At 41.1% G+C, this 26,192-nt stretch carries 24 protein-coding genes; 9 read left to right on the plus strand and 15 right to left on the minus strand.

The genetic code is table 11. The features are described 5' to 3' along the window. Positions 1–32 precede the first annotated feature (32 nt). The 10 genes from PCY11_RS00720 to nox form a co-directional block, all read right to left on the minus strand. Positions 33–629, minus strand: a complete 597-nt coding sequence (locus PCY11_RS00720) for a hypothetical protein (RefSeq protein ID WP_023918094.1) — start codon at positions 627–629, stop codon at positions 33–35. A 150-nt stretch (positions 630–779) separates the two neighbouring features. Then, the gene (locus PCY11_RS00725; RefSeq protein ID WP_023918092.1) at positions 780–1,316 is read right to left on the minus strand and encodes a hypothetical protein; all 537 of its coding nucleotides are present in this window, start codon (positions 1,314–1,316) and stop codon (positions 780–782) included. A 314-nt stretch (positions 1,317–1,630) separates the two neighbouring features. Further along, positions 1,631–2,248, minus strand: coding sequence for an SAP domain-containing protein (locus tag PCY11_RS00730; protein ID WP_023918090.1), 618 nt, complete (start codon positions 2,246–2,248; stop codon positions 1,631–1,633). Between the two features lie 713 nt (positions 2,249–2,961). Further along, a complete protein-coding gene (locus PCY11_RS00735; RefSeq protein ID WP_023918087.1) occupies positions 2,962–3,159 on the minus strand; it encodes a twin-arginine translocase TatA/TatE family subunit in 198 nt (65 codons plus the stop codon). Next, complete coding sequence (gene tatC / locus PCY11_RS00740) at positions 3,159–3,878, minus strand: twin-arginine translocase subunit TatC (protein WP_301362319.1); 720 nt, start codon at positions 3,876–3,878, stop codon at positions 3,159–3,161. Before tatC ends, PCY11_RS00735 begins: the two co-directional genes overlap by 1 nt. Further along, positions 3,865–5,550, minus strand: a complete 1,686-nt coding sequence (locus tag PCY11_RS00745) for an FTR1 family protein (RefSeq protein ID WP_301362320.1) — start codon at positions 5,548–5,550, stop codon at positions 3,865–3,867. Before PCY11_RS00745 ends, tatC begins: the two co-directional genes overlap by 14 nt. Further along, positions 5,528–6,733, minus strand: a complete 1,206-nt coding sequence (gene efeB / locus PCY11_RS00750; protein ID WP_195487205.1) for an iron uptake transporter deferrochelatase/peroxidase subunit — start codon at positions 6,731–6,733, stop codon at positions 5,528–5,530. Before efeB ends, PCY11_RS00745 begins: the two co-directional genes overlap by 23 nt. Positions 6,734–6,738: 5 nt before the next feature. Further along, complete coding sequence (efeO, locus tag PCY11_RS00755) at positions 6,739–7,611, minus strand: iron uptake system protein EfeO (RefSeq protein WP_301362321.1); 873 nt, start codon at positions 7,609–7,611, stop codon at positions 6,739–6,741. A 110-nt stretch (positions 7,612–7,721) separates the two neighbouring features. Next, the gene (locus PCY11_RS00760) at positions 7,722–9,269 is read right to left on the minus strand and encodes a ClC family H(+)/Cl(-) exchange transporter (protein ID WP_195487203.1); all 1,548 of its coding nucleotides are present in this window, start codon (positions 9,267–9,269) and stop codon (positions 7,722–7,724) included. A gap of 358 nt (positions 9,270–9,627) precedes the next feature. After that, complete coding sequence (nox, locus tag PCY11_RS00765; protein WP_195487202.1) at positions 9,628–11,004, minus strand: H2O-forming NADH oxidase; 1,377 nt, start codon at positions 11,002–11,004, stop codon at positions 9,628–9,630. A gap of 224 nt (positions 11,005–11,228) precedes the next feature. Between nox and PCY11_RS00770 the strand changes: the two genes are divergently transcribed. The 3 genes from PCY11_RS00770 to PCY11_RS00780 are packed head-to-tail and all read left to right on the plus strand — an operon-like array spanning position 11,229 to position 14,036. Then, the gene (locus tag PCY11_RS00770; RefSeq protein WP_301362322.1) at positions 11,229–12,152 is read left to right on the plus strand and encodes an FAD:protein FMN transferase; all 924 of its coding nucleotides are present in this window, start codon (positions 11,229–11,231) and stop codon (positions 12,150–12,152) included. 24 nt (positions 12,153–12,176) lie between these two features. After that, positions 12,177–12,782 carry an NADPH-dependent FMN reductase gene (locus tag PCY11_RS00775; RefSeq protein WP_195487201.1) on the plus strand — a complete coding sequence of 202 codons (606 nt, stop codon included), beginning with the start codon at positions 12,177–12,179 and terminating at the stop codon, positions 12,780–12,782. 18 nt (positions 12,783–12,800) lie between these two features. Then, positions 12,801–14,036 (plus strand): NAD(P)H-dependent oxidoreductase, encoded by a 1,236-nt coding sequence (locus PCY11_RS00780; protein WP_301362323.1) that lies wholly within the window; start codon positions 12,801–12,803, stop codon positions 14,034–14,036. Between the two features lie 37 nt (positions 14,037–14,073). Here PCY11_RS00780 and PCY11_RS00785 read toward each other — a convergent pair whose 3' ends face one another. From PCY11_RS00785 to brnQ, 3 genes are all read right to left on the minus strand, one after another. Further along, a complete protein-coding gene (locus PCY11_RS00785; RefSeq protein WP_301362475.1) occupies positions 14,074–14,634 on the minus strand; it encodes a TlpA disulfide reductase family protein in 561 nt (186 codons plus the stop codon). A 24-nt stretch (positions 14,635–14,658) separates the two neighbouring features. Next, the gene (gene ccdA2, locus PCY11_RS00790; RefSeq protein ID WP_150906038.1) at positions 14,659–15,366 is read right to left on the minus strand and encodes a thiol-disulfide oxidoreductase-associated membrane protein CcdA2; all 708 of its coding nucleotides are present in this window, start codon (positions 15,364–15,366) and stop codon (positions 14,659–14,661) included. 395 nt (positions 15,367–15,761) lie between these two features. Next, positions 15,762–17,078 (minus strand): branched-chain amino acid transport system II carrier protein, encoded by a 1,317-nt coding sequence (brnQ, locus tag PCY11_RS00795; RefSeq protein ID WP_045759414.1) that lies wholly within the window; start codon positions 17,076–17,078, stop codon positions 15,762–15,764. A 135-nt stretch (positions 17,079–17,213) separates the two neighbouring features. Between brnQ and PCY11_RS00800 the strand changes: the two genes are divergently transcribed. Then, on the plus strand, positions 17,214–18,242 hold the full coding sequence (locus PCY11_RS00800) for a YdcF family protein (RefSeq protein WP_045759413.1): 1,029 nt from the start codon (positions 17,214–17,216) through the stop codon (positions 18,240–18,242). 185 nt (positions 18,243–18,427) lie between these two features. Here PCY11_RS00800 and PCY11_RS00805 read toward each other — a convergent pair whose 3' ends face one another. Next, positions 18,428–18,982, minus strand: coding sequence for a GNAT family N-acetyltransferase (locus PCY11_RS00805; RefSeq protein ID WP_031576258.1), 555 nt, complete (start codon positions 18,980–18,982; stop codon positions 18,428–18,430). Between the two features lie 96 nt (positions 18,983–19,078). Between PCY11_RS00805 and PCY11_RS00810 the strand changes: the two genes are divergently transcribed. Then, positions 19,079–20,422: an MATE family efflux transporter gene (locus PCY11_RS00810; RefSeq protein WP_049484040.1), complete on the plus strand. Its 1,344-nt coding sequence runs from the start codon at positions 19,079–19,081 to the stop codon at positions 20,420–20,422. 68 nt (positions 20,423–20,490) lie between these two features. Here the strand turns inward: PCY11_RS00810 and PCY11_RS00815 are convergent, their stop codons facing one another. Then, complete coding sequence (locus PCY11_RS00815; protein ID WP_301362324.1) at positions 20,491–22,161, minus strand: formate--tetrahydrofolate ligase; 1,671 nt, start codon at positions 22,159–22,161, stop codon at positions 20,491–20,493. 175 nt (positions 22,162–22,336) lie between these two features. On the opposite strand from PCY11_RS00815, the gene PCY11_RS00820 reads away from it, so the two are divergent. The 4 genes from PCY11_RS00820 to PCY11_RS00835 all read left to right on the plus strand — a co-directional run bounded on the left by PCY11_RS00820 (position 22,337) and on the right by PCY11_RS00835 (position 25,987). Further along, entirely contained in the window at positions 22,337–23,014 is a 678-nt protein-coding gene (locus PCY11_RS00820) for a phosphopantothenate--cysteine ligase (protein ID WP_024056115.1), read from the plus strand. A gap of 10 nt (positions 23,015–23,024) precedes the next feature. Beyond that, positions 23,025–23,564, plus strand: coding sequence for a phosphopantothenoylcysteine decarboxylase (gene coaC / locus PCY11_RS00825; protein WP_024056114.1), 540 nt, complete (start codon positions 23,025–23,027; stop codon positions 23,562–23,564). Then, positions 23,561–24,121, plus strand: a complete 561-nt coding sequence (locus PCY11_RS00830) for an ECF transporter S component (RefSeq protein WP_024056113.1) — start codon at positions 23,561–23,563, stop codon at positions 24,119–24,121. Before coaC ends, PCY11_RS00830 begins: the two co-directional genes overlap by 4 nt. Positions 24,122–24,271: 150 nt before the next feature. Further along, entirely contained in the window at positions 24,272–25,987 is a 1,716-nt protein-coding gene (locus PCY11_RS00835) for a phospho-sugar mutase (protein ID WP_049499034.1), read from the plus strand. Positions 25,988–26,192 lie beyond the last annotated feature (205 nt).

Below are 26,192 nucleotides of genomic sequence, written 5' to 3' on the forward strand. Positions count from 1 at the left end.
CTTTCTTTTTCATTCTATTTCATTGGTTAGCGCTACTCTCTCGCGTCTCCTTTATGGAGTTCCGTATTATAAACAATTTCTGCACCAGGGCTTCCTTTATCATCCTTTACGACTCCTATTAACTGACCATCTTCTACTAATAATTCAATATTTTCATCTGTACTACTTGCCTCTGTGAGTATAGCTCTCTTAGGCAAATGCTCCTCATTTGAAACGTCTACAGGTTTGCCATTTGAGTCCAGTAACTCAATGACTTCATTGCCACCTCCATCAAAATCAAGAACAATGTCTGAAATCAATCCATAACTTAATGGAATAAATTTCTTTATTTTATCTCCCAGAGTAGCTTTATTTCCATACTTGTCATAGATCGTCGGACGCACATAGGCATTTGAGAATGTTGACCCTTCTTCAGTAACGTAGATTGGGGAGAACTCAATCTTCTCAATCCCAGTATAGTGTTCTTTGATGTAGGTTCCGATTTGTTCTTCTAGCAAAAGAAAACCATGCTTATAGAGCTTTGTTGTTTTCGGTCCAAGATTCGGCTTCGTTAGTTTATTGTAGACAAAGTAACTACCGGATAGGATGAAAATTAAAATAGCAATGATCTTTACCCACTTTCTGCTCATCAGTCGCTCCTCCTTCTATCTACTTCAGTATAGCATATTTGGTTGGCTTTCCATCGCTATTCCTAACGAAACGGAATATAAAGATTTGAAATGTGGCGAAATTTTAAAGCATTTCACAGTCTCATGAAATACTTTTAAACTGTATTATTTTTATATGAATAGAAGACTAGTTCCTTCAGTTTTCTTGGTCTCTTCAATCCAATATTGCTCCTCTTTGGGGATCAAATGATCAAAACGTCCTGAAAAAAACTTCCATCCGTTTGGCACATATCTTTCGTAGTTTTTCATCCCCAGATGGTTTGAATAAAATTCTTCTTTATCAAAATCGATGAAAAGATCCGGAAGCAAGGCTTTTCCTTCCAGAATAATCTCTGAATTCAAGTTCTCCTCTTCCATTGAACGTTTGATCATTGAGATCAATTCTTCAACCGTCACCTTCAGCCAATCATCTTTATACATTTCTAAGTAGCTCTCAAGATTGCTTTTTGTAATCACATGAAGATTCTGCTGAATCTCAGGTAAATAGGAGAAATCAACATCCAGACCTGCTTCTTGGTATGCCTGAATATATTTATCGATATCCATTGTCCACATTTCGTTTGAACAAATATACCAGTTAAACTGATGATTTGCAATAACCCCAACAATATTTATTTCTGGTTTCTCTATCAATTGGTCTTTATTCACTAGTTTTTTCTCCCCTTCTCCTATCTACTTGTTCCGAACTGACAATAGGACTTACTTACCAAACATTATATATCTATGATACCGAATTATATTTTGACAAGCAAGTTAATGACCGAGTCGCTAACAAAAAAGCCAGCTAAAAGGGTTTAGCTGACTGATGTCATATCTAATAAATCTTTCTCTGCTCGATCATCTAGCAGAGAAAGCAAGTATCCCACATTCTCTTATATTCTATAAAACAAAAAAGCACTCTGCAAAAACAGAGTGCTATCGTCTTTAATACTTTATATTCCGTTCGACAAACTTGAAGTTGTTTACTTACAGTACTCCTCTATTTTGTAGCTATATTCTTTTAGAAGTCCCCGTGAATAAATTTTTTTATTTTTTGAATCTCTAACTTCATTCCAAAGGATAGCCGCAACTTTTAACTTGTTGGAGTAATGATTGCTAAATTCATCGGCACAAAAGTCTTTTAGAAATTGATTCCATTGGCAAGCTGAATTATCATACTTGGCGTAGTCTGACTCTCCATAGTATATTTTAATCATATCTTGGATTGTAAAATTTATGTTGTTGTCCCGTTTTACTTTTCTCCAAGCAGTTGCCATATCAGCATTAAACTTAAACGGATTAACACCTGTTACAGCTGAAAAATAATCACGAAATTTCTGATTAAAGGAAAACCCACATTCAAGTAATGATGTATTTAGGGTTATTATTTCGGTTTGATTTTTGTTTCTTTTCCTCAAAACTTTTTCTACTCTATTTCCCCTAAAATATTGTTCTATAATATGATTTAATTCTTTTTTTGTACATCTGTATTCTAATCCAAGGTACTTACAAATTTGTGAAAGCTCTTCTCGATACCAGTAGTATCTGTTAAATTCTTCAAATGATTTTATATCTCTAAAATCAGGTCTATGTTCTTCCAAATGCTCGCCTCTACAACTCCAAATTTATCTCATTATACCATAGATAATAAAAGTCATATCAATTTATACCCATGCCACATAAAGCTATAACAGAATATATTACAATCTTGTAATTACTGTATTTCTATTAAGCTTAACATTCTTATAAAATAAATAAGAAAAACAAACGATATAGTCCATCACTAGTAACAAGAAATACTAGAAGTTGAAAGATATAAAAACATTTAAATGGAAAGCATAGCAATAAACAAAACAGTCAGTAAAACGATGGTTTTGTTGTGTTGTTTCACTTGCTTTCTAATTTCCTCTTTTGACTTTATCCGCAGACGCCCTTTGTATTTTGATTTAGTCATGGAACTTCTAATAAGTTCGCTGACGTCCGTACTCACTTAAGGAAAGTTTTTTATATGACTTTATCTTCAATCTGAGACCGTTAAAACCTCTTTGTTTGAATCTTTCTAACTGAATTGGACACAAAAAATCCACTCACTCGGGGTGAAATGGATTGTTTCTTCATTAACGGTTCAACAAGAAATTGAACAATTTTTCGACAATTTTTACGACCAACCAGCATAAGAATCCGATATAGCTAAAATAGAAAATGAGTGACAAAATCGTAATAATCATGGTTTCCTCCTTCGTCGATTGCAAGTACTTGTCTTATTATACCTTTTTATGCAATCGAACTCAATAGAATTTTGAAAATTGTCTGATTATTCTTTTTCTTCTTTAGCTTCTTTGGCGTCTTGATCTGCTTCTTCACTGCCTTTATTGACAGCTGTCTTAAATTCAGCAAACATTTTGCCGATGGACTGGCCCAATTCTGGCAGGCGTTTTGGTCCAAAAATCAAGAGGGCGCCCAGGATGATGATGATCAAACCTGGTGCTCCAATATCACGTAAAATTCCCATTAGTTTCTCCTTTTTCTTGAATAGATGACTTTACTGATGGCGACACTGACTTCAAATAAGAGGATCAAAGGGAGTGTCATGGCCAAGTCACTGATAAAATCCGCAGGGGTTAGCACGACGGCTAAGACCAGCAGGACAAAGTAAGCGTATCGTCGGTAGGTTATTAAAAACTGTGGTGTCAAGAGCCCAATCGAGGTCAGAAAAGCGACTAAAACTGGTAACTCGAACAAGACTCCTAAAGGTAAGGTGGTGTGCCATAAAAAGGTTAAATAATTTTGCGCCGTCAATTGGGTATCAAACAGTCCTTCTCCCAAGCGCATCAAGACCTCTAAAATAGCTGGGCTGACAAAGAAATAACCAAATGCAAGCCCTAGCACAAAGCAAATAAAGCTAGCTGGGATGTAGGCAAAGACTGCACGCGCCTCCTTCTCCTTCAGAGCCGGCCTTACAAATTGCCAAATCTGGTAGACAATAAAGGGCAAGGTCAGGCTAAAAGCTGTGAGATTGGCCAGCGATACATAGATCCAAAGGATATCATTTGGACCCAGTACCAGCAATTTTTGATGCAGGCTAGCGGTCAAGATCTGGTAGAGTTCTCCAGCAAAAACAAAGGCTACGATGAAGACGATAATATAACACAAGACCACTGCGATCAATCGTTTTCGAAATTCGACCAAGTGCTCGACAATGGTCATTTCATCTGCTCTACTCTTTGCCATGTTGTCTCACCGTGATAAGGGCGATCAGGGCCACAAAGAGTAGTTGGGGAAGAAGAACTTCCCAGCTTGGATAGATCCCTGCCCAATCGATGGTTGGAAGTCCATTGACCAAATGACTAGGTAGGATATTGGTCAACTGAAGGGCGTGGATGCTGACACCGAGCATCTTGAAGGCCAAGGCGTAAATCAACCACGTCAGAATGAAAAAGATCCGATGAGGTTGGATAGCTTGACTGGCCTTGGTCATCGCCACTGCAATGATAATGAGAACGGCTACGGCAAGCCCGATTCCTAGTATGAAATGAGCGGTTGTAATCCGTGGAATAATCCCAACGTAGAAGAGAATGGTCTCAGCCCCTTCACGAAAGACTGCTAAGAAACTGAGGGCAAACATAGAAACAAAACTTCCTGTAGCCGTTACCGTCTTCATCTGACGGTCCATAAAGGCATTCCACTGTTTGACAGAGGACTTGCTGTGTAGCCAAATTCCAATGAGGATCATCATGACCACAGCGAAAATCCCAACGCCCCCTTCAATGATTTCCCGGTTAGACCCCGAAGTAACAGCAGGAAAAGCTACTTGCAAAACAAGAGCGATCGCTGCGCTGGCAAGAACCCCCGCAGCAGCTCCACCGTAAACCCATTTAAGGCCTTTCCTCATCTTAGTGGCTTTAAGGGTCGTTACAAGCGCCATGACGATCAGAAGAGCTTCTACTCCTTCACGCAGAAGAATCAACATGGCGTCAAAGACGTTGTAAGAAGCTGTCGTATCGATCGCAGACAGGTCCTTGATCAAGGCTTGTAATTTCTCTTGATAGGCCTTTTCTTTCCCCTTGACCATAATGACCGGGGATTCGCTCTCTACGCGCGTGTAGAGACTGGGATTGGTCGTGCTAACATCTCCCTCGATGGTTGGCCAGATGGTGATGAACTGCTTCATAGTTGCTGCAGCAGATTTATCGTCGCCGGATTGGAATTGGCTTTGCGCCTTCTCCAAAAGCTTGATCCCATCTTTTAGTGTCAAATCCGTACTAGCACTGCTAATCGCTTCTCCTTTTACAAAGGCATCAATCCCATTTTTTAGGTCATCATAGGAGGACTGGATGCTGGTGAAGTCGGTAGGCTCTGTTTCAATGCTACTACGTAAGAGCGAAATGGCCGTCTCGATTTTGCCATAGTAGGCTGTGCTGTGATCCCTTACCACCGCTTCGTTTCGTGTCCAGGTATTATTGAGATCTGCATAGGTTTGACGGGTTTTATCTAGATCCTTAGCTGTAATGGCATCTTGTAGGTTCTTAAAATAAGGAGCGAGGCGACTCACGAGTTTGTCTTTTTCCGCCTCTAAATCGACCGGATTTTGCTCTTTTTCAAAAGCTAGCAAGGCTGATGAAATCTTGGTGAGATCCTCTTTGGTTACCTCCCCTTTTATAGCTAGAGCTTGGCTAACTTTTTTTCCTGCCTTGGAATCATGGTGATCTTTGGATTCAAAATTATCCTGAATCTCAGCGATTAATGCCTTGGCCTTATCCTGGTTCTTATTTTCTACAGCGGTTGTTGCATCTGTGATCTTGATAAAGAGATCGCTATAAGAGTCTGCAGCCACTGGATGAGTCCAGAACAAGGCTAGAAGGCCTAACAAGATCAAGAGTTTATTCAAAGAGTGCTTGACCAAGATAGCCTCCTTTCTCTACGCCTGCAAAGCAAGCAAAGAGTCCACTTCCGATATGGGTGATGTACTCGTTCATTTTATCCTCTGCACCTAGATTGGTTTGGATTTTAACAAAACTGTTTGGATCTTTTTGAAAGGCGATAAAAATCAAGCCTGCATCAAATTGCCCAGTCTGTTCATTGATGCCATCCGAATAGGAATAAGAACGCCGTAAAATCGGACGATCCACTTCTTTGGCCAAACGGACATGTGAATCTACTGGTAGTTTAGATAAATCTACTTCATCAAATTCGTTGGTTTTCCCAAAGGGAGCGCCTGACTCCTTGTAGCGACCAAAGGTGTTTTCTTGCTCCTGCAAATTGGTCCGGTCCCAAGTTTCCAAGTGCATTTGGACTAGGCGAAGAGCCATATAGGAACCACCCTTCATCCAGTCCTTACTGTCAGTCCAGACGACCTTATCAAAGTCCTTCTCCGTCGTGACATTTGCTGTTCCATCCTTGAAACCAAAGAGGTTACGCGGCGTTTCTTTTCTGTCACCAATCGCCGCAAAACCGGACTTGCTCCACTTCATGGTGATGGTATTGCGACCTTTGCGGATGAGATTTCGCACCGCATGAAAGGCTACTTGCTCATCGTCTGCACAGGCCTGAATGACGATATCACCACCTGTGTATTTGTCCTGCAACTGCTCCTTTGGAAATGGAGGCAAATCACGAAAGAGCTTGGGACGTTTGGACTCCAAACCTAATTTCTTGAGAAAGCTAGCAGAGACACCAAACGTCAGACTCAAGCGATAGGGGTTGAGTCCTACTGTTTCACCTGTATCCGTTGGCGGCAAGAGGGCATTGGCGCCATCTTTTTTAACCAACTGTCCTTCGACTAATTTACTACTATAGTCAGTCCAGTCTTTAAAAAGCTGGATGACTTCTTTTTTGTCCGTCGTGTGAAGATCCAGCACCACCAAGTAGCAAGCCTTCTGCATGGCCGTCGTAATCCCGGCTTGATGCTTGCCATAAAAGGAGATATCTTCATCCCCATCATAAGCTTTTTTACTGGAACTGTCTTGATTAGCGAAAAAAGCAGATGCACCAGAGAGGCCCAGCGCTAGACCAGCCCCTCCAATACCTGCTTTTTTAAGAAATTCACGACGGTCCATTTTTTTATCTAAAAATTTTTCGTCAGCCATTTTTCTTATTTCCCATCTAAAATCACACCCATTTGAGACAAAGGTTCACCAAGTTTGGTCACCGCTTCAGCCAATTCCTTGGTATCTTCCTTGGTCAAATCTGTGTAAGACTTGTAATTTGTTTCATCAGTCATGTGTTTGTCCAATAAATCATTGACATTTTTGAATTCTGCTTCCAAGGTTTTAACCAACTTGGCATCTTTTTTCTCAATCAAAGGTTTAAAGAGAGAGAAAATCTTTTCAGCTCCTTCAATATTGGCACGGAAGTCGTACAGATCTGTATGAGAGAAGACTTCTTCTTCACCCGTGATCTTTTGCGTTGCCACTTCATTGAGCAGATCAACAGCCCCAGTTAGCATCACATCAGGAGTCACATCAACGGTTGCGATCTTAGCTTTCAACTCCTTGATATCGTTCACCAGTTGGTCTGCATATTTGTCAGTGCCATCTGTGGTATTGTTTTCCCAAAGGATACGCTCAATCCGATGGAAACCTGACCAGCCATCTTCTGATTTATTTTCATCCACATAGTCCACCAAACGGTAGTCAATCTTCACATCAGACTCCCCAAAGGTTTCAGCAATCGGTTCTGAGCGTTCATAGGCCATGCGGATCAAGGGATATTGTTTTTTAGCTTCTTCCAAATTCCCAGCTTTTAGGGTATCTCGGAAACCTTCTGTATCCTTGAGCAATTGGTCGATTTGCATTTCAACAAAGTCTTTGTATTCAGCTGTCGCATTGTCCAAGGTCTTCTGGTCAGCCTTTGACAACTGCACCGTTGAGCTGGTTTGCGTCTTTTGACTGGACTGTTTGCTACTAGAATTCGCACACCCTGCTAAAAGAGCAACACTCAATAAGAGTAGACTATATTTTTTCATGAAAGACTTCTCCTCATTTGTTCTTGCCCTTATTTTACCAGATATTTTCTCATTTTTCAATAATTGTCTGAAAATTTAATAATAGAAAAACTTTTCTGAGAATCGGTCTTTTACAAAAGAATATCCTTGACCCGTCCGATTTCGGATTCTTTCACCACCACAAAGATGCTATCCCCTAGATACAAGCGGGTTGCACCATTGACCGTATAGCTCTTACCGCTTCGCATTTGCGTAGTAATCAAAATATCTTGGGGGAGTTCGAGTTCATGAACTTGTTTTCCTGCAATCTTTTCGGATACAGGAATCTCAATTAAGGTCAGTTCTCCTTCTTCTTCTTGCGCCTTATCTGGCAAGAGTTGCTCCAGCATGGCTTCATAGACTGGCGCACCATGGAAGAGATCCATAATCATATAAGCAACCAAGGTGACCATCCCTAGTGGCATTAAACTTCGAATATCGCCTACCATCTCTGTCACTAAGATCATCGCTGTTAAAGGAGCTTTCGAAATGGCCCCAAAATACCCACTCATTCCTAAAATAATGAAGAGAGGAAGCTGATTTTGAGAGATAAAGCCAATGTTTTGAAGGAAAGTTCCAACGATGGCCCCTAACAGCGATCCTAATGCTAGTATAGGCAGGAAGATTCCGCCAGGTAGACCACTACCATAGCTCAACATACTCCAGATAAAACGGATCGTAAAATAGAGAAGGATGGTCAGCACTGGATACGGTACTCGAGCTAAATCCAAAACCAATTGGTTCCCGCCACCAAGAATTTGTGGAAGGAAATAGCCGATTGGAAGAATCGAGACAAAGGCAAATAAGGAAGAGTAATGAGAGGGAACATGAAAAATCTTCTCAAGTAAACGATACAATCGACCGATATTCAGCACCACTACTTCATAGACATAACCTGCTGCCCCTAAAAAGATTCCAAGAAAAAGGTAAATCCAGTACTGAGACAAATGGAGTGGCGGAATATTTTGCGGCATATGAAGTACGGGTGTTTGACCAAAGACATTGAGTGAAATAAAATTAGCCGTCAGACTAGCGGCCAAGGTCGAAATCCAAAAGAATCGAGAAAAATGATGGTAGACCTCCTCAACCACAAATAAAAGTCCTGCTATAGGTGCATTAAAGGCGGCTGCAAGACCTGCAGCCGCTCCACTTGCAATCAAAGACCGCTCCTCAACTGGGCTGACCTTCAAATGATGGGCCACTCCTTTTCCACCCATAGCCCCTAATTGAATACTAGGACCTTCACGACCAAGCATCAAGCCACTTCCGATGGCCAAGACACCTAAAATATACTTCTTCCACAAGGTATCCCACCAGCTCACCGCCAAAAGACCCTTGAGCTCTGCTTCGACTTGCGGAATTCCCGATCCCTTGATATCCCGATTGGTGCTTATGAGACGACCAGCAATCAGTACGATCACCCCATACCCCAACAGCATCGCCAGCAAATAAAGTGGTTGACCAGACATCTCCTTGTAGACGCCTTGAACAAAATGAAAAATATGTTCGATCAAAAAACGAAAACTCGAGACGACACAGCCCACAACGATCCCAACCAGAACACCTCTGACAATATGGGCTACAATCGAACTAGAGGCAAAATGAAATTCCTTTTTTAAGGCTTCTTCTTTAGCAGACATTCCCTAACTCCTTCAAACTCTTATCCTATTCATTATACCTTATTTCACTGCCTCTGAATACATGAAAAATCAGAAAAAAACAAAACCACCCTTGATAGTTTTGTTTAGAATGTAGACAAACCATTTTATCAAGTAAAATAAGTTAAGAAATTCTACAAAGAAATATAAGTACATTCTATTTATGGAACGAATAAAGAAAAGTCGAAACTTTCCGCTGTGAGAAAAGAGCCTGAAACAATACAGTTTCAGGCTCTCGGAATTATTGAGACCTTAGGCTCAATAATTAGTCATAGAACTTCTACGAAGTTCGCTGACGTCCGTACTCACCTAAGGAAAGTTTTAATATAAACTTTAGCTATTATTCAGCAGTTAAAGCTGCCATTGTGATGTAGTTGTAAGGTTTGTTGAAGTGTGGCAAGAAGAACAAGTCTGTCAAGGCTAACTTATCAATCGTCACGTGTTCTTGAATCGCAAGTGAGAACATGTGGATGGCCATAGAGATGGAAATATCACGGGATACCATTTGAGCACCAAGAATTTTACGAGTGTCTTTATCATACACAATCTTAATAGCAACTTCATGGTTATCATGTTTAATAAATTCAGGTTTTTGAAGGTCGTTAAAACCAGTTTCTCCAGCATTGAAGCCAGCAGCTTTTGCTTTTTCAAGTGTCAAACCAGTTGAAACCATGTGAAGGCCGTAGATAGAGATACCGTTAGAACCTTGAACACCGATTCCTTCCAATTCATGACCGGTCGCATTGTAGGCACCAACAATACCTGAACGAACCGCATTAGATGCAAGTGCGATGTAGCTCATTTCACCACGTGCATTGTCATAGATAGTCGCACAGTCACCAACTGCATAGACACCTGGAAGTGACGTTTCTTGTTTCTTATCGACAAGGAAGGCACCGTTGCGGAAGAGTTCAATCTTACCATCTGCAAGAGCTGTATTTGGACGGAAACCAACAGCCAAGATGACCATGTCTACATCGAAGGTTTCTTTATCAGTTACAAGACGTTCTACCTTACCATCTCCTTCAACTGCTTGAACAGTTTGTCCAAGAGCCAAACGGATGTTGTGGTCTTCCAAGTTTTTCGCCATGATGTCTGTAAAGTCTTTGTCATAGTAGCCGTTTAAGACAGTGTCTACGATATCCACCAAGACAACGTCTTTACCAAGACGTTCGAAGGCTTCAGCAAGTTCTACACCGATGTAACCACCACCAACTACGGCAATACGGTTCAAGTGTTTGCTGTTGTCTTTCAATTTTTCGATCACTTCTTCAGCATTTTGATACAATTTAACGAATTGTAGATTTTCAAGAGTCGCTTTAAATTCACGGTTTCCTGAAACAAGTTCCACACCTTTAATTGGAGGAATGATTGGTGTTGAACCAGTCGCAAAGATCAATTTATCATATGTTTCTTTGTGTTCTTTACCATCTACTTCTGCTGTTACGACTTTTTTATCATAATCAATCGAAAGTACAGGTGAATTCATATAAACACGAGCACCTTTTGCTTCCAATTTTTCTTTATCTGAGTAGAAGAGACCTTCAGGACCATCGATTTGCTCACCGATCCAAAGTGCCATACCACATCCTAGGAAAGAAATGTTTGAGTTTTGGTCAAAAACTACAATTTGGTTTTCATTTCCAAAATTATCTAGCATTGTGTTGATACAAGCTGTTCCGGCATGGTTTGCCCCTACAACAACGATTTTACTCATAGAATAAATCCTACCTTTAATTTAATTTACCCCTTGAGTATATCATAAACTTGGCATCGTTTACAATGGATTTGCTCAGTATTTGTGATTTTTTTTTCAATTTTTTGAAATCAAATTTTCACATTCTTCAACAAATGTCAAATAATTTGCTTGAAAAGGATTGTGAAAACGGTCTCTTTCTGATATACTATAAGTAAGTGAAAATTGGAAAGGATAGATTTTTAGTGAACCTAAGCAGTCGATCCGAACGTCTGATGGGAACCACCATCACCGTTTCGATCTTTCACCCGCAAGCGGATGAAATTTTAGCACAATGCTTTGAACTTCTCCGTACCTATGAACATCGCTTTAGTGCAAATGATACTAGTTCCGAACTAATGGTGGTCAATCATCAGGCTGGTATTAGACCTGTTCAGGTCCATCCAGAACTTTTTGAACTGATTACATTAGGAACGATACATAGCCAAGCGAAAGATAGCCATATGAACATCGCGATCGGTCCTCTTGTACAGACCTGGCGGATAGGATTTTCTGACGCCAGACGGCCTGAATCAGAAGAAATCGAGCAAGCTCTCTTAACAATTGATCCCGAACAGATCCAACTAGACCAAGAAAGCCAAACAGTTTTTCTAAAGCGTCCTGGAATGAAGATCGATTTAGGTGCTTTAGCAAAAGGCTATAGTGCTGATTTGATTGCTACTTTTCTAAGAGAGAAAGGTATCTGTGATGCTTTGATTGATTTAGGTGGCAATATCCTTACACTAGGTCAACACCCTATTAAACAACAGCCTTGGCGGATTGGTATTCAAAATCCTGTTGAATCGAGAGGTCAGCATCTACTGGTTCTATCGATTGAAAACAAGTCTGTGGTTACCTCAGGGATCTATGAGCGCCATTTAGAAGTCGATGGTCAGTCATTTCACCATATTTTTGATAGTCAGACAGGCTATCCAGTCGAGACAGATTTGGCTAGTATCACTATTATTTCCGATCGATCTGTAGACGGAGAAATCTGGACCACACGGCTGTTTGGGGAAGCACCAGCTTCCATTTTAGACATTGTTAACTCACTGCCTGGTATCGATGCTCTTTTGGTATCGCAATCAGGCAAGATTGCCTATACCAATGGGCTTCAAACTTATTTATAATTTCGCTATCAGAAAGGATCTTCCATGACTAAACTTATTGCGATCGTTGGAACAAACTCAAAACGTTCTACAAACCGTAAACTACTTCAATATATGCAAAAACATTTTGCTGATAAAGCTGAGATTGAATTAGTTGAAATCAAAGATATTCCTGTCTTTAATAAACCAGCTGACAAACAAGTTCCTGAAGCTGTTTTGGAAATTGTTGCCAAAATCGAAGAGGCTGATGGAGTGATTATTGGTACTCCAGAATATGACCACTCTATTCCAGCAGTCTTGATGAGTGCTCTAGCATGGCTTTCTTACGGAGTCTTTCCATTGTTAAACAAACCGGTTATGATCACTGGTGCATCATATGGTACTTTAGGATCATCACGCGCCCAACTACAACTTCGTCAAATCTTAAATGCTCCAGAAATTAAAGCAAACGTCCTTCCTGACGAATTCTTACTTTCACATTCTTTGCAAGCATTTGACAACTATGGAGATTTGGTAGATTTGGACATCATTCAGAAATTAGATGCCATCTTTGATGATTTCCGTCTGTTTGTAAGGATTACAGACAAACTGCGTAATGCTCATGAATTACTTCGCAAAGATGCTGAAGAATTTAACTGGGAAAACTTGTAAGATAGGAGACTGAAAAGAATGAAATTTGTTGGACTTGTAGGATCAAACTATGATCAATCTTATAACCGTAAACTCTTGGAATTCATTCAACGCAAATTTAAACTCAAATTTGAATTGGAAGTTCTAGAAATCGACGAAGTTCCAATGTTTAACCAAGATGAAAAATGGGACGAAAGTTTCCAATTGCGTCTCTTATACAATAAAATTAATCGTGCAGACGGGGTTATTATTGCAACTCCTGAGCATAACCATACGATTTCTGCAGCTCTCAAGTCTGTCCTTGAATGGCTCTCTTTCGAGGTACATCCATTTGAAAACAAACCGGTTATGATCGTCGGTGCTTCTTACTATGATCAAGGGACTTCACGTGCGCAAGTTCACCTCCGTAAGATCCTCGATGCCCCAGGTGTCAATGCTTATACCCTTCCAGGAAATGAATTCCTTCTTGGAAAAGCAAAAGAAGCTTTTGACGAAGACGGCAATATCATTAACGAGGGAACCGTCAAATTCCTTGAAACCTGCTTGGATAATTTTATGAAATACGTTGAGGTTGTATCGAAATTGAAAAAACCAAAACCAATTGAACCAGAAGACTTGGATTGTAATCATCCAATCGCTACAACTGTTACTGAAGTCGATCCTGACGATCCAAATTGGGTAGAAAAAGTAGCTGAAATCACTGGTGCCGTTTCCGGCGATACCTATGTCAAACTCGACCACGGTATCCTAACCGTTAACCAAATTGATATGTTCTTAAAGGCTATGCCATTTGAATTGACCTATGCCGATGATAACAACCAATTCCTCTACTACAATAATGCCCATCAAGATCCTGATACCATGTTTGCCAAACGCGTGCCACCTCAATCAGGAAGCCGGATGTCAACCGTTCACGGCTCCCTTCCACCAGCACGTATGAAAAACGTTGAATGGGTAATCGGCACTCTTCGCAACGGAAACCAAGAATATGTTCGAACTATTGTTCCAGGATCTCCTGAAGGCGTGATCAACACCCACAACTACCAAGCTATGTATTATGAAGATGGTTCTTACGCTGGTATCAATGAGATTGTCTTCAACTTCAAACCATGGTTGGACTGGTACCTACAAACAACAGGACAACGTCTAGTTGGCGGAAGCGGTCCATTTGCTCCTGCTGGTGGCCATGGCGATTCAGATGCAACTTCTGGTGCTTCTGATGCTGGAGGACACAGTGATGGAGCTGCTGATGCTACATCTGGTGCAAGCAACTAAGAAACTAGAAAAAAATGAAGCTTCGTGCTTCATTTTTTTATTGTAACTCTTTAATGATCTTCTTAGCATCGTCGTTTGAAATAACCCCTAATTGGACATGTCCAATTTTCCCATGACTGTCTATAAAGACTTCTGTAGGAATAGAGCGAACCTGATAATCTGCAAATGCAGAACCGTCTGGATTGTACAAGACCGGTACGGACTTGTAATCTTGTTGATCAAACCATTTAACGAATTCTTCTTCTGTTTTTTCACCTTGGAGTCCTGGTGCCATAATGGTTAGAATTTCAAAGTCTCTATCCGAATCCTTGACCAATTTCTCTAATTCAGGCATACTTTGCCGGCAAGGTCCACACCAGGTTGCCCAAAATTTCAAATAGACTTTTTTGCCTCTATAGTCTGAAAGTTTGACCGTATTCCCCTTCATATCCTTTAGTTCAAAGTCACTAGCGTCTTTTCCTACCAAAGGATTCTTATTCGTTGTTGTATTCATTGTTGGCTGATTGCCCATACTACTCTCGCTGGATTGATCCATGGAACAAGCTGACAGCAAAGCTAGAGAAAGTACTGAGAAACAAGCGTATTTAAAATCTTTCATCATGCGTTAAACCTCCGGATTATTTTATGAAAAGATAGATGACAAACTGTTCAATTGTCCCAAAAGTAAGAGAATTCCCATCAGAATAATGATGGCTCCGCCGATTTTCTTCAGCAACAACAAATGGGGTTTGAGACGATTAAAGTAAGGTAGGACCAGACTAGATGCTAAGGCCAACAGTAAAAACGGAAGAGCCATTCCCAAGGTATAAACAAGGAGATAAATAGCTCCCATAAGAGCATCTTGCCCATCCGATGCTGCTAGAGCAAGAACTGATCCCAATACAGGGCCGATACAAGGCGTCCAACCAAAACTAAAGCCAAGACCAAGGAGAAAAGCTGAAAACAACTCATTCTTCTGTTTGTTGGCTCCAAAATCCATTGTTTTTTGCTTCTCAAGGAAATGAAAGTGAAAGACTTCCATCTGATGAAGACCAAGGATAATGATGAGGGCTCCCATCAGATAACGGAACCAATTGGTGTACATGATCTTTCCAAGCAAGCCCGCTCCAAAACCAATGAGGAGGAAAATAACAGAAATACCAGCAATAAAACATAGGGTTTTCAGCAAGCCATGCCAGCGAATTTTTTTCCCGAACAATTGGATAGCCTTTTCCTGATCACTTCCTAGCAAGATTCCAATATAAACAGGTAGCAAAGGAAAGACACAGGGAGAAAAGAAAGACAGAATACCCGCAAGAAAAACTGTCAATGAAAAAATGATTGGATTCATAGTTCACTCCGTATATTGATATGCTACATTCAGTATAACATTGACTGACAAAAAATAAAAATTTCTGCTACGTTTTTTTACTAAAGTTTGGATTTAGATACTAGTTTCAAAAGAAAGACCCTAAAGCCAATAACTTTAGAGTCTAAGTTGTGGTGAAAAACTAAAAGAATATATAAGGCACATTCAAGTATACATTGAAACTTTCCGCCGTGAGAAAAGTGCTAGAAACAGTGATGTTTCTAGCACTCGGGAGTTTTGAAACCTTAGATTCAAAACTAAGTCATGGAACTTCTATGAAGTTCGCTGACGTCCGTACTCACCTAAGGAAAGTTTCTAAGAAGATATTATCTTCAATCTATTTCTAAAGCATAAAACTTTAGAGTTTCTAATATAACTTATTCTTCTGCCGTTTGTTTATTTGGTAATACGAGCGATAAAAGAATTCCGATAACTACTGGCACTAACCATGGAAGAGATTGAGCCGCAAATGGAAGCAAAGCAATCCACTTTTCTACAAGTGAAATTTTAAAGGTACTTGCCAGAACACTCGCAACAGAGACCAAGCTGGCCAAGAAAATAGTCAGTTGCATTCCTGGTTTTGAAAGAGCCACAAATTTATTCACTATCACAATCAATACAATGGTAATGGTGATTGGGTAAAGAATCATCAAGACTGGCAATGAGAAAGCAATAATGGCATTCAAGCCTAGGTTGGCAATCGCAAAACCAATCAAAGTGAAGACACTTGCATAGACCTTGTAAGAGACCTTAGGGAAGGTGCTATGGAAGAATTCACTGGTAGAGACGATCAAACCAGCGGTTGTGGTAAAGCAAGTTACCGTCACCATTCCTGCTAGAAAAATCTGAGCAGTCGGACCAAAGATCGCTTTGGTCGCTTCTGATAATACATACACCCCTTTATTGGTATCAGATGCCATAACAGAAGCCGGAATTGGAAAATGATTCCCCAGATATCCTAAACCGATATACAGCACACTAAAACCAAGCGCTACGACAATCCCAACCAACCAAATGGTCTTGATGTATTCTTTCTTACTTGAAAATCCAAGTTGATTCAAGGTAGTCACTGCGATCACACTAAAGGCAACAGATGCCAAGGCATCCAAGGTATTGTAGCCCTCTAAAAATCCTTGCCCAAAGGCAGAAGCCTGATAGGCTTTTGTAGCCACCATTGGAGCATGTCCACTGTATTTTAGAGCTCCAAGAACGACCAAGATCAAAATGAGAATCGCAAAGATTGGAGTCAATATACGACCGATCCGATCTAGAATCTTAGATGGATTCAAAGCAATCAGAAAGGCTAACAAAAAGTAGACCAGGGTAAAGATGAAAAGTGCTAAACTGGCATTCATTCCACCTAATAAGGGGGCTGTCCCCACTTCGAAAGATACCGTCGCCGTTCTTGGAATGGCAAAGAAAGGACCAATTGAAAGATAAAGCGCAACTAAGTATACTATCGCAAAAATAGGTGAAATCTTACGAGAAATCTCATGAATATAGCCTTTGGGATTAAGCGTCCCGATAATCAAGGTCACAATGGCAATTCCCACACCTGAAAGGACAAACCCAGCAATAGCTGGCCAAAATTGATTACCCGATAAAGCACCAAGAGCCGGTGGGAAAATCAGGTTTCCAGCACCAAAAAAAATACCAAACAGTAATAAACCTGTCAGGGAACCTTTTCGTAACATACGATCTCCTTAAAAAAACGATAATCTTAACTTTATCAAATTCATTTGAAGAATGCAACTTATTTGCATGAACAATCCGCTATTTCTATCAGTCATTATGGTACAATGGATGTAAGATTTTACGAGGGGCAAAACATGTATCTATATCTATTCTGGTTATTTCCAGCTCTTATCTTTTTATTGTTCTTTATGAGTGATCGCAGAAGACTGTTCAATGCTTATCTATTTTCGATAAACCTAGGACTTCTTCTACTGATTTCTGCATTTTTACTAGTCGTTCGAACTGAGCTATGGTTTAATCAACAAATTGCAATGATTGTCTTTGTAGTGATTTCCATCCTCGTTTTTCTCAGCGTTATTTTCTCCTCTCTTTTTCTTCTCTTTAACGGCCGTCAAATGATGACTTTTGAAGGAAAAAGACTGTCCAACCTCCTCTCTCTGCTCTATGGACTGTTTATTATCGGAGCTTTGGCACTTCATTTTCTACCTTATTTCCCAGGGAATGACATCCTCATTTATCTGACTGACTTTGCCCTGTTTTACATGACCTTTCTCTACCTCTCTTATGTATCCTATGGGACCTTTTGCAATCTCTTTCCGGTTCGCAAAGAGCCAGACGCCATCATCATCCTTGGCTCAGGTTTAATCGGAGACAAGGTTCCCCCACTCTTGGCCCAGCGTCTTGATAAGGGAAAGGCCATCTATGAGCAGTTTGAGAGACGACCAAAGCTGATTGTTTCTGGTGGTCAAGGGTCAGATGAGCTGATCGCTGAGGCAGAAGCTATGGCTGGATACTTGATGGAACACGGGGTTCCAGAAGACGCCATTCTCATCGAGAATCGCTCTCGTACTACTTTTGAAAACCTGACCTTTAGCAAGCGTATCCTTGAAGAAGAGGGGCTTGGCAAGAGAGTCCTTGTGGTGACCAATTCTTTTCACGCGCTCCGTGCAGGTGTCTTTATGAGACGATTGAAAATACCTGGTCGAAGTATCGGTTCAAGAACAGCCTTTTACTATCTCCCATCCGCTTGGATTCGAGAAACTGTTGGCTTGGTTTCACTCTATTGGAAATGGCATGTTGCCTTCCTAGCTCTTCTGTTTCTGCCTTGGTTCTTTACACAAATCATGAAACTAATTGAGTTCTTCATTAAATATCTAAACTAAAAGAGAGAGGGACAGAAATCGGTCATTCGTTAGAATTCGATTTCGTCGTCCCACCTCCGCACAGTTGAGTAGGGCTGTAAAAGCTGATGAAATCAGCGTAGTAGAGCCCACTCAACCACTGCGTCTTGCTCGACAATCCAAAAATAAATGAGAGGCTAGGACTTTTGTCCCAGCCTCCTTCTTGTCTAGTGGTCACTAAAGCGTCTATATTTAATGCGGAAATCGAAATAATTTTCTTCCTGCAGTTTACGGAAAATATCGCGATAAGCCTCTTCGTCAAAGTGGTCACCCCGATAGAGAATTTCAAAGCTCAGTCCTTCGTATTCTAAAAAGGCATTGGCAGTTTTAAATCCATTTCGCTTATAGAAATCCATCCGAGACTGACGTTGCTCTAGATTGTCACATTCTTCATCTAAACGTTCCACTTCAAGAATCATGGTTCTTTGGTAAAATTCTACCAATTTTTCAATGATTTCTTGACCATAACCGTGGCTACGTAGGTGGGGCATAATGGCAAAGAAGCTAACATAAAAAGCTTTCTGATTATAGATAGAAAAAGCAAATCCGACAAATTCTTCTTCGTTATAAAAAGCAAAAAAATTAGCATCGTCATTGTCCGTATAACGCAGGTATTCCGACAAAGGGACTCGCTCTTCTTCTGGGAATGCCTCGATATTCAGCCTCTCGACCTTGTCCAGATCTGGGAACGTTTCAGTGATTAATTGGCTGGTTAAGCTCATAAAAGCCTCCTTTTCTGCCCTGATTATACCAAAAAATGTAAGGGCCTTCAACTATCGACGCTTGTCGCTGGTTCCTGAAGTTGGTATAATGACACTATGAAAAGAATTCAACGTGTGGACCTCATAGATGGTCCTATTTTACCCGCTCTATTGAGTTTTGCCTTTCCTATTCTTTTGTCCAATATCTTTCAACAACTCTACAATACCTCGGATGTTATGATTGTAGGGCGTTTTTTAGGTCAAAAATCATTGGCTGCCGTTGGAGCAACCTCTGCCATATTTGATTTGATCGTTGGATTTGCTGTCGGTGTCGGCAATGGGATGGGCATTATTATCGCAAGAAATTATGGAGCCAAAAACGAGGACCAATTACGAAAATCTGTCGCAGCAACTGCTGTTATTGGTAACATCCTCAGTCTCTTTGTGATCTTCATTGGTGCCGTGGGGCTTTATCCAATGCTCCAATTTTTAGGGACCCCATCAGCTATTGTAGCTCAGTCTTATCTCTATATCTCCACTATTGTCAATGGTGTAGCTGTGACCTTTGCCTATAATCTTTGTGCTGGACTTCTTCGAGCGGTTGGCGATAGCCTAGCAGCACTCTATTTCTTGATTATCGCTGCCATTCTCAATATTCTTCTTGATCTTTATTTTATTACCCAACTTCATCTTGGAGTTCAATCTGCTGGGATTGCGACCATCATCGCCCAGGGTATTTCGGCCCTTCTTTGTCTTCTCTATATTCGTAAGAAGGTCCCTTTTCTGCTCCCGCATCGCAAGGATTTTGTTTGGGACAAGGAGCTTTATCAGGATCTGCTAAGTCAGGGCCTTGCCATGGGCCTCATGACTTCCATCGTTTCGATTGGAACGGTTATCCTCCAATCCGCTATTAATCAGCTTGGAACAACCATTATCAGTGCACAGGTCGCAGCCCGTCGTATCATGTCCTTTGCCGTTTTACCGATTACAGCTATCGCCTCAAGTATCACAACCTTTATCTCGCAGAATTTTGGCGCAGAGCAATTCCAGCGGATCAAAAAAGGCGTTACCATTGCCAACCTTCTTTCTTGGGTTTGGTCTGTCTTGGTTGCTGCTCTTCTATTCTTCACAAGTCCGTCTTTAACCAGCTTTATTTCCGGCTCGACAAATCCTGATCTCATTGCAAATGCCAGTCTTTATCTCCAGATCAGCTCTTGCTTTTATCCTATTTTGGCGAGTCTCATCATCCTGAGAAATGCCCTACAGGGAATGGGTAAAAAATTAACCCCACTCACATCCAGTTTTATTGAATTGTTTGGAAAAATTTTCTTCGTTCTGTGGATTATTCCTCACACCGGCTACATGGGGGTCATTCTCTGCGAACCCCTTATCTGGATTCCCATGACCCTACAGCTCATCATAATCTATCGAAAAATCAGGTACCAACTCCTTACTGAATAATGATAGATTAACAAGACCAAAACAACTTCTGCTCATTTGAACAGAAGTTGTTTTTAGATATCTAGCTATTAGAACAAACCGATGGCTGTTCCATCAGCAGCCACATCCATATTCAAAGCAGCTGGACGTTTTGGTAAACCAGGCATGGTCATCACATCCCCAGTCAAAGCTACAATAAAGCCTGCTCCCAATTTTGGAACCACTTCACGGATAGTGATTTCAAAGTTTTCAGGAGCTCCCAAGGCATTTGGATTATCAGAGAAGCTATATTGTGTTTTGGCCATACAGATTGGCAACTTATCCCAACCATTTTTCACGATTTGGGCAATTTGTGTCTTGGCTTTCTTCTCAAAATTCACCTTAGTACCGCGATAAATTTCTGTAACAATCTTTTCAATTTTTTCTTCAACAGAAAGGTTATTATCATACAAGCGTGTGTAGTTAGCTGGACTTGTTTCGATGGTTTTAACCAAGGTTTCAGCAAGTTCAACTCCACCGTCAGCACCATTCGCCCATACACTCGCAAGCTCAACTGGCACCTCAATTTCAGCACACAATTCTTTCAAAGCAGCAATTTCTGCTTCTGTATCGGTGATAAATTCATTGATGGCAACCACTGCAGGAATGCCAAACTTACGGATATTTTCAACGTGACGTTTCAAGTTGGCAAAACCAGCACGAACAGCCTCTACATTTTCTTCAGTCAAAGCATCCTTGGTCACTCCACCGTTCATCTTAAGAGCTCGGAGAGTCGCTACGATCACAACCGCATCTGGTGATGTAGGCAAGTTTGGAGTTTTAATATCAAGGAATTTTTCAGCGCCAAGGTCAGCCCCAAAACCAGCTTCTGTAATCGTATAGTCGGCTAAATGAAGAGCTGTCGTCGTTGCTAATACAGAGTTACATCCATGGGCGATATTGGCAAATGGACCACCGTGAACAAAGGCAGGTGTACCATAGATGGTTTGAACCAAGTTTGGCTTGATCGCATCTTTGAGGATCAAGGCAAGTGCCCCTTCCACTTCCAAATCACGGACATAGACCGGGCTACGATCATAGCGGTAACCAATTACAATGTTGGCCAAACGACGTTTCAAATCTTCAATATCTGTCGCCAAGCAAAGGATGGCCATGATCTCAGAAGCAACGGTAATATCAAATCCGTCTTCACGCGGAATCCCATTTAAAGTACCGCCAAGACCGACAGAGACATGACGAAGAGCACGGTCATTCAAGTCCACTACCCGTTTCCAGATAATCCGACGTTGGTCAATTCCTAGCTCATTTCCTTGGTGCAAATGATTATCAATCAATGCCGAGAGGGCATTATTAGCCGTTGTGATCGCATGCATATCCCCTGTGAAATGAAGGTTGATGTCTTCCATCGGTAGAACTTGGGCATAGCCACCACCAGCAGCACCACCTTTAATCCCCATAACTGGACCTAAAGAAGGTTCGCGAATGGCAATCATGGTTTTTTTACCGATTTTATTCAAAGCATCTGCTAAACCAATGGTGATGGTTGATTTCCCTTCTCCAGCTGGAGTTGGGTTGATCGCAGTGACTAAGATAAGTTTTCCTACTGGATTTTTCTCAACTTCATGAATCTTATCAAAGCTCAATTTTGCCTTGTATTTTCCATACAATTCAAGATCATCGTCAACCAAATCAATTTTCTTCACAACGTCCACAATCGGTTGGAGTTCAATGCTTTGAGCAATTTCGATATCTGTTTTCATAAGGGACTCCTTTATATTTGATAGATCTATTATACCTAAAATTCGCGAAAATAACATGGTTTTTCCACCTTTTGAATCGAACGTTCGTTTTTTATCTAAATTTTATGGCTATACATAGTTAATCCTAATAGCTTCAGAACTTTACTTACGTATCTTTTTTGTGTAAAATAAGCATATGCATATTTTAATTACATCAGGTGGGACGAGCGAAGCCATTGATAGTGTTCGTTCGATCACCAATCATTCCACCGGGAGCCTAGGGAAAATCCTTGCAGAAATGGCTCTTGCAAAGGGACATCAGGTGACCTTGATCACAACGCCTACCGCGCTTAAACCCGATCCTCACCCACAGCTTCGACTTCTATTGATCCAGAATGTCGAAGAACTTCTCGCACAAATGAAAACGGAAGTCCCTCAACATCAGGTTTTGATTCACGCTATGGCTGTTTCAGACTACACACCTGTTTACATGACAGGCCTTGATGAAGTTGAGAAAGCTCAAGACCTTCATAGCTTTATCCATCGCGAAAATCAGGAAGCTAAAATCTCTTCCAAAGAAGAATACCAAGTACTCTTTCTAAAGAAAAATCCGAAGATTATCTCGCTCGTCAAAGAATGGAACCCTGCTATTCAACTGATCGGCTTTAAGCTATTAGTCGACGTTTCTTCTGAAGAGTTGATCCAGGTAGCACGTGAAAGCCTGGTTAAAAATCATGCCAGCATGATCGTTGCCAATGATCTGACCAAGATTCAGAACGGTCAGCATCAAGCCTATCTAGTAACAGATGATCACGTTCTAGAAGCTTCTACGAAAACAGAAATCGCAGAGGCTATCCTACGTTATATCAAATAAAAAGGTACATATGACACACATTACTTTAGCGGTTACCGGTAGTATTTCCGCCTATAAGGCTGCTGATATTACCAGCCAACTAACCAAATTGGGATTTGAAGTGAAGGTCCTCATGACTCCTTCAGCCCAAAAATTTATCACCCCTTTAACCTTGCAAGTTCTTTCAAAAAATCCAGTAGGCCTAGAGGTTATGGTGGAAGACGATCCACAGCGGATCGAGCACATCGACATTGGGAAAGAAACTGACCTCTTTCTTGTAGCGCCGGCCAGTGCCAACACCATTGCTAAATTGGCCATGGGACTTGCAGATAATATGGTCACAAGCACAGCTCTAGCCTTGCCTCAAAGGACTAAAAAATTACTGGCCCCTGCTATGAATACAAAAATGCTAGATCATCCTGCTACCCAACGAAATCTAAAACTCTTACAAGACTATGGTTACCAGATCATCCAACCTCGAGAGGCTACTCTCGCTTGTGGAGATCAAGGTTCTGGAGCTCTAGCCACTGTCGACACTATCATCCAAGCTGTTAAGGAGAATTGTTTATGAGAAAATCAGCCTCTATTTCACGAATTGCCATCTTTTTTGCCGTGATGATCACCATTCACTTTGTGACGTCCTTCATTTTGCAATTTGTCCCATCAGGAATTCAACCAACCTTGGTTCATATTCCTGTCGTGATCGCTTCTATTATTTACGGACCTCGAACTGGAGCAATTCTAGGACTCCTCATGGGACTCTTTAGCCTCACCATGAATACCCTGGTTATAACACCAGCCAGCTATCTCTTTAGTCCCTTTGTCCCTCACGGGAATCTCTACTCCCTTATCATTGCCATAGTCCCTCGGATTCTCATTGGGGTAACCCCTTACTTCGTCTATCGCTGGATTCGCAATCGTACAGGACTTATGATCGCTGGAATTGTCGGCTCTATGACCAATACTGTTTTCGTTCTAAGTGGGATTTATTTCTTCTTTGGAAATAGCTTCGGTGGTGGAATTCAACATTTCCTAGCCTTGATTATATCTACCAACTCTCTCATCGAAGTCATTGCTACAGTCCTCATTACCAGTGCCGTCGTTCCATCTCTTGAAAAATTAAAATAACCTTTCAAACCAAGACCAATTTATCTTGGCTTTATTTGATGGTGAATTAGCTCTATTTTTTTGAAAAGATTTACATTTATCGCTAGAATTTTCAGAAAAAATTTGCTATAATGTAAGCGATTAAATTATAAGCAAAAAGGAGACGCTTGCATGACCTATCAAGAAAACTACCAAAAATGGCTCGACTTTGCTGAATTACCAGCTTACCTTCGTGATGAGTTGGTCGCAATGGATGAAAAAACAAAAGAAGATGCCTTCTATACCAACCTTGAATTCGGTACAGCTGGTATGCGTGGATTAATCGGTGCTGGTACCAACCGTATTAATATCTATGTTGTTCGCCAAGCAACTGAAGGGTTGGCCCAATTAATCGACTCAAAAGGTGAGGAAGCGAAGAAACGCGGTGTTGCGATCGCCTACGACAGCCGTCACTTCTCTCCTGAGTTTGCTTTTGAATCTGCTCAAGTTTTGGCTGCACACGGAATCAAATCTTATGTATTTGAAAGCCTACGTCCAACACCTGAATTGTCATTTGCTGTTCGTCATCTCCACACATTTGCTGGGATTATGGTAACCGCTAGCCACAACCCTGCTCCGTTTAATGGATATAAGGTATATGGTGAAGACGGTGGACAAATGCCACCTGCAGATGCCGATGCTTTGACAGATTACATCCGTGCTATCGAAAATCCTTTCACTGTACAATTGGCTGACCTTGAAGAAAGCAAAGCTAGTGGCTTGATTGAAGTTATCGGTGAAAACGTCGACGCTGAATACTTGAAAGAAGTGAAAGGCGTTAACATCAACCAAGACTTGATCAATGAATACGGTCGCGACATGAAGATTGTCTACACACCACTTCATGGTACTGGTGAAATGTTGGCTCGTCGTGCTCTTGCCCAAGCTGGATTTGAAGCTGTTCAAGTTGTTGAGGCTCAAGCCGTTCCAGATGCTGACTTCTCAACTGTTAAATCTCCAAACCCTGAAAACCAAGCTGCCTTTGCTCTTGCTGAAGAACTTGGCCGCAAAGTAGACGCTGATGTATTGGTTGCAACTGACCCAGATGCTGACCGCCTTGGTGTTGAAATCCGCCAACCAGATGGTTCTTACCTCAACCTTTCTGGTAACCAAATCGGAGCGATCATTGCTAAATACATTCTTGAAGCTCACAAAACAGCTGGTACCCTTCCTGCCAATGCTGCCCTCTGTAAATCAATCGTATCAACTGAGTTGGTGACTAAGATTGCAGAAAGCTACGGCGCAACTATGTTTAACGTCTTGACTGGTTTCAAATTTATCGGTGAAAAAATCCATGAATTTGAAACACAACACAACCACACTTACATGCTTGGTTTCGAAGAAAGCTTCGGTTACCTGATCAAACCATTCGTACGTGACAAAGACGCTATCCAAGCCGTTCTTATCGTTGCTGAAATCGCAGCTTACTACCGCTCACGTGGTATGACTTTGGCAGATGGTATCGAAGAAATCTACAAACAATACGGTTACTTCGCAGAAAAAACCATCTCTGTTACCCTTTCAGGTGTGGACGGGGCTGCTGAAATCAAGAAAATTATGGATAAATTCCGTGGCAATGCTCCTAAACAATTTAACAACACAGACATTGCTAAGACAGAAGACTTCTTGGAACAAACAGCTACTACTGCTGACGGCGTTGAAAAATTGACAACTCCTCCAAGCAACGTTCTTAAATACATCTTGGCTGATGATTCATGGTTTGCCGTTCGTCCTTCAGGTACAGAACCAAAAATCAAATTCTACATCGCCACAGTTGGTGAATCTGAAGCAGATGCTAAAGAAAAAATTGCGAATATCGAAGCAGAAATCAATGCTTTTGTAGGCTAAAATATGAGGCTGGGACAAAAGTCCTAGCCTCTCAATTATTTTTTGATTGTTGAGCAAGACGCAGTGGTTGAGTGGGCTCTACTACGCTGATTTCATCAGCTTTTACAGCCCTACTCAACTGTGCGGAGGTGGGACGACGAAATCGAATTCTAACGATAACCGATTTCTGTCCCACTCTCTCTTTCTTTCGTAGCAAATACCAGCG

Source organism: Streptococcus sp. SP8 (assembly GCF_030440045.1).
In the GTDB taxonomy this organism is placed as follows: Bacteria; Bacillota; Bacilli; order Lactobacillales; family Streptococcaceae; genus Streptococcus; species Streptococcus parasanguinis_I.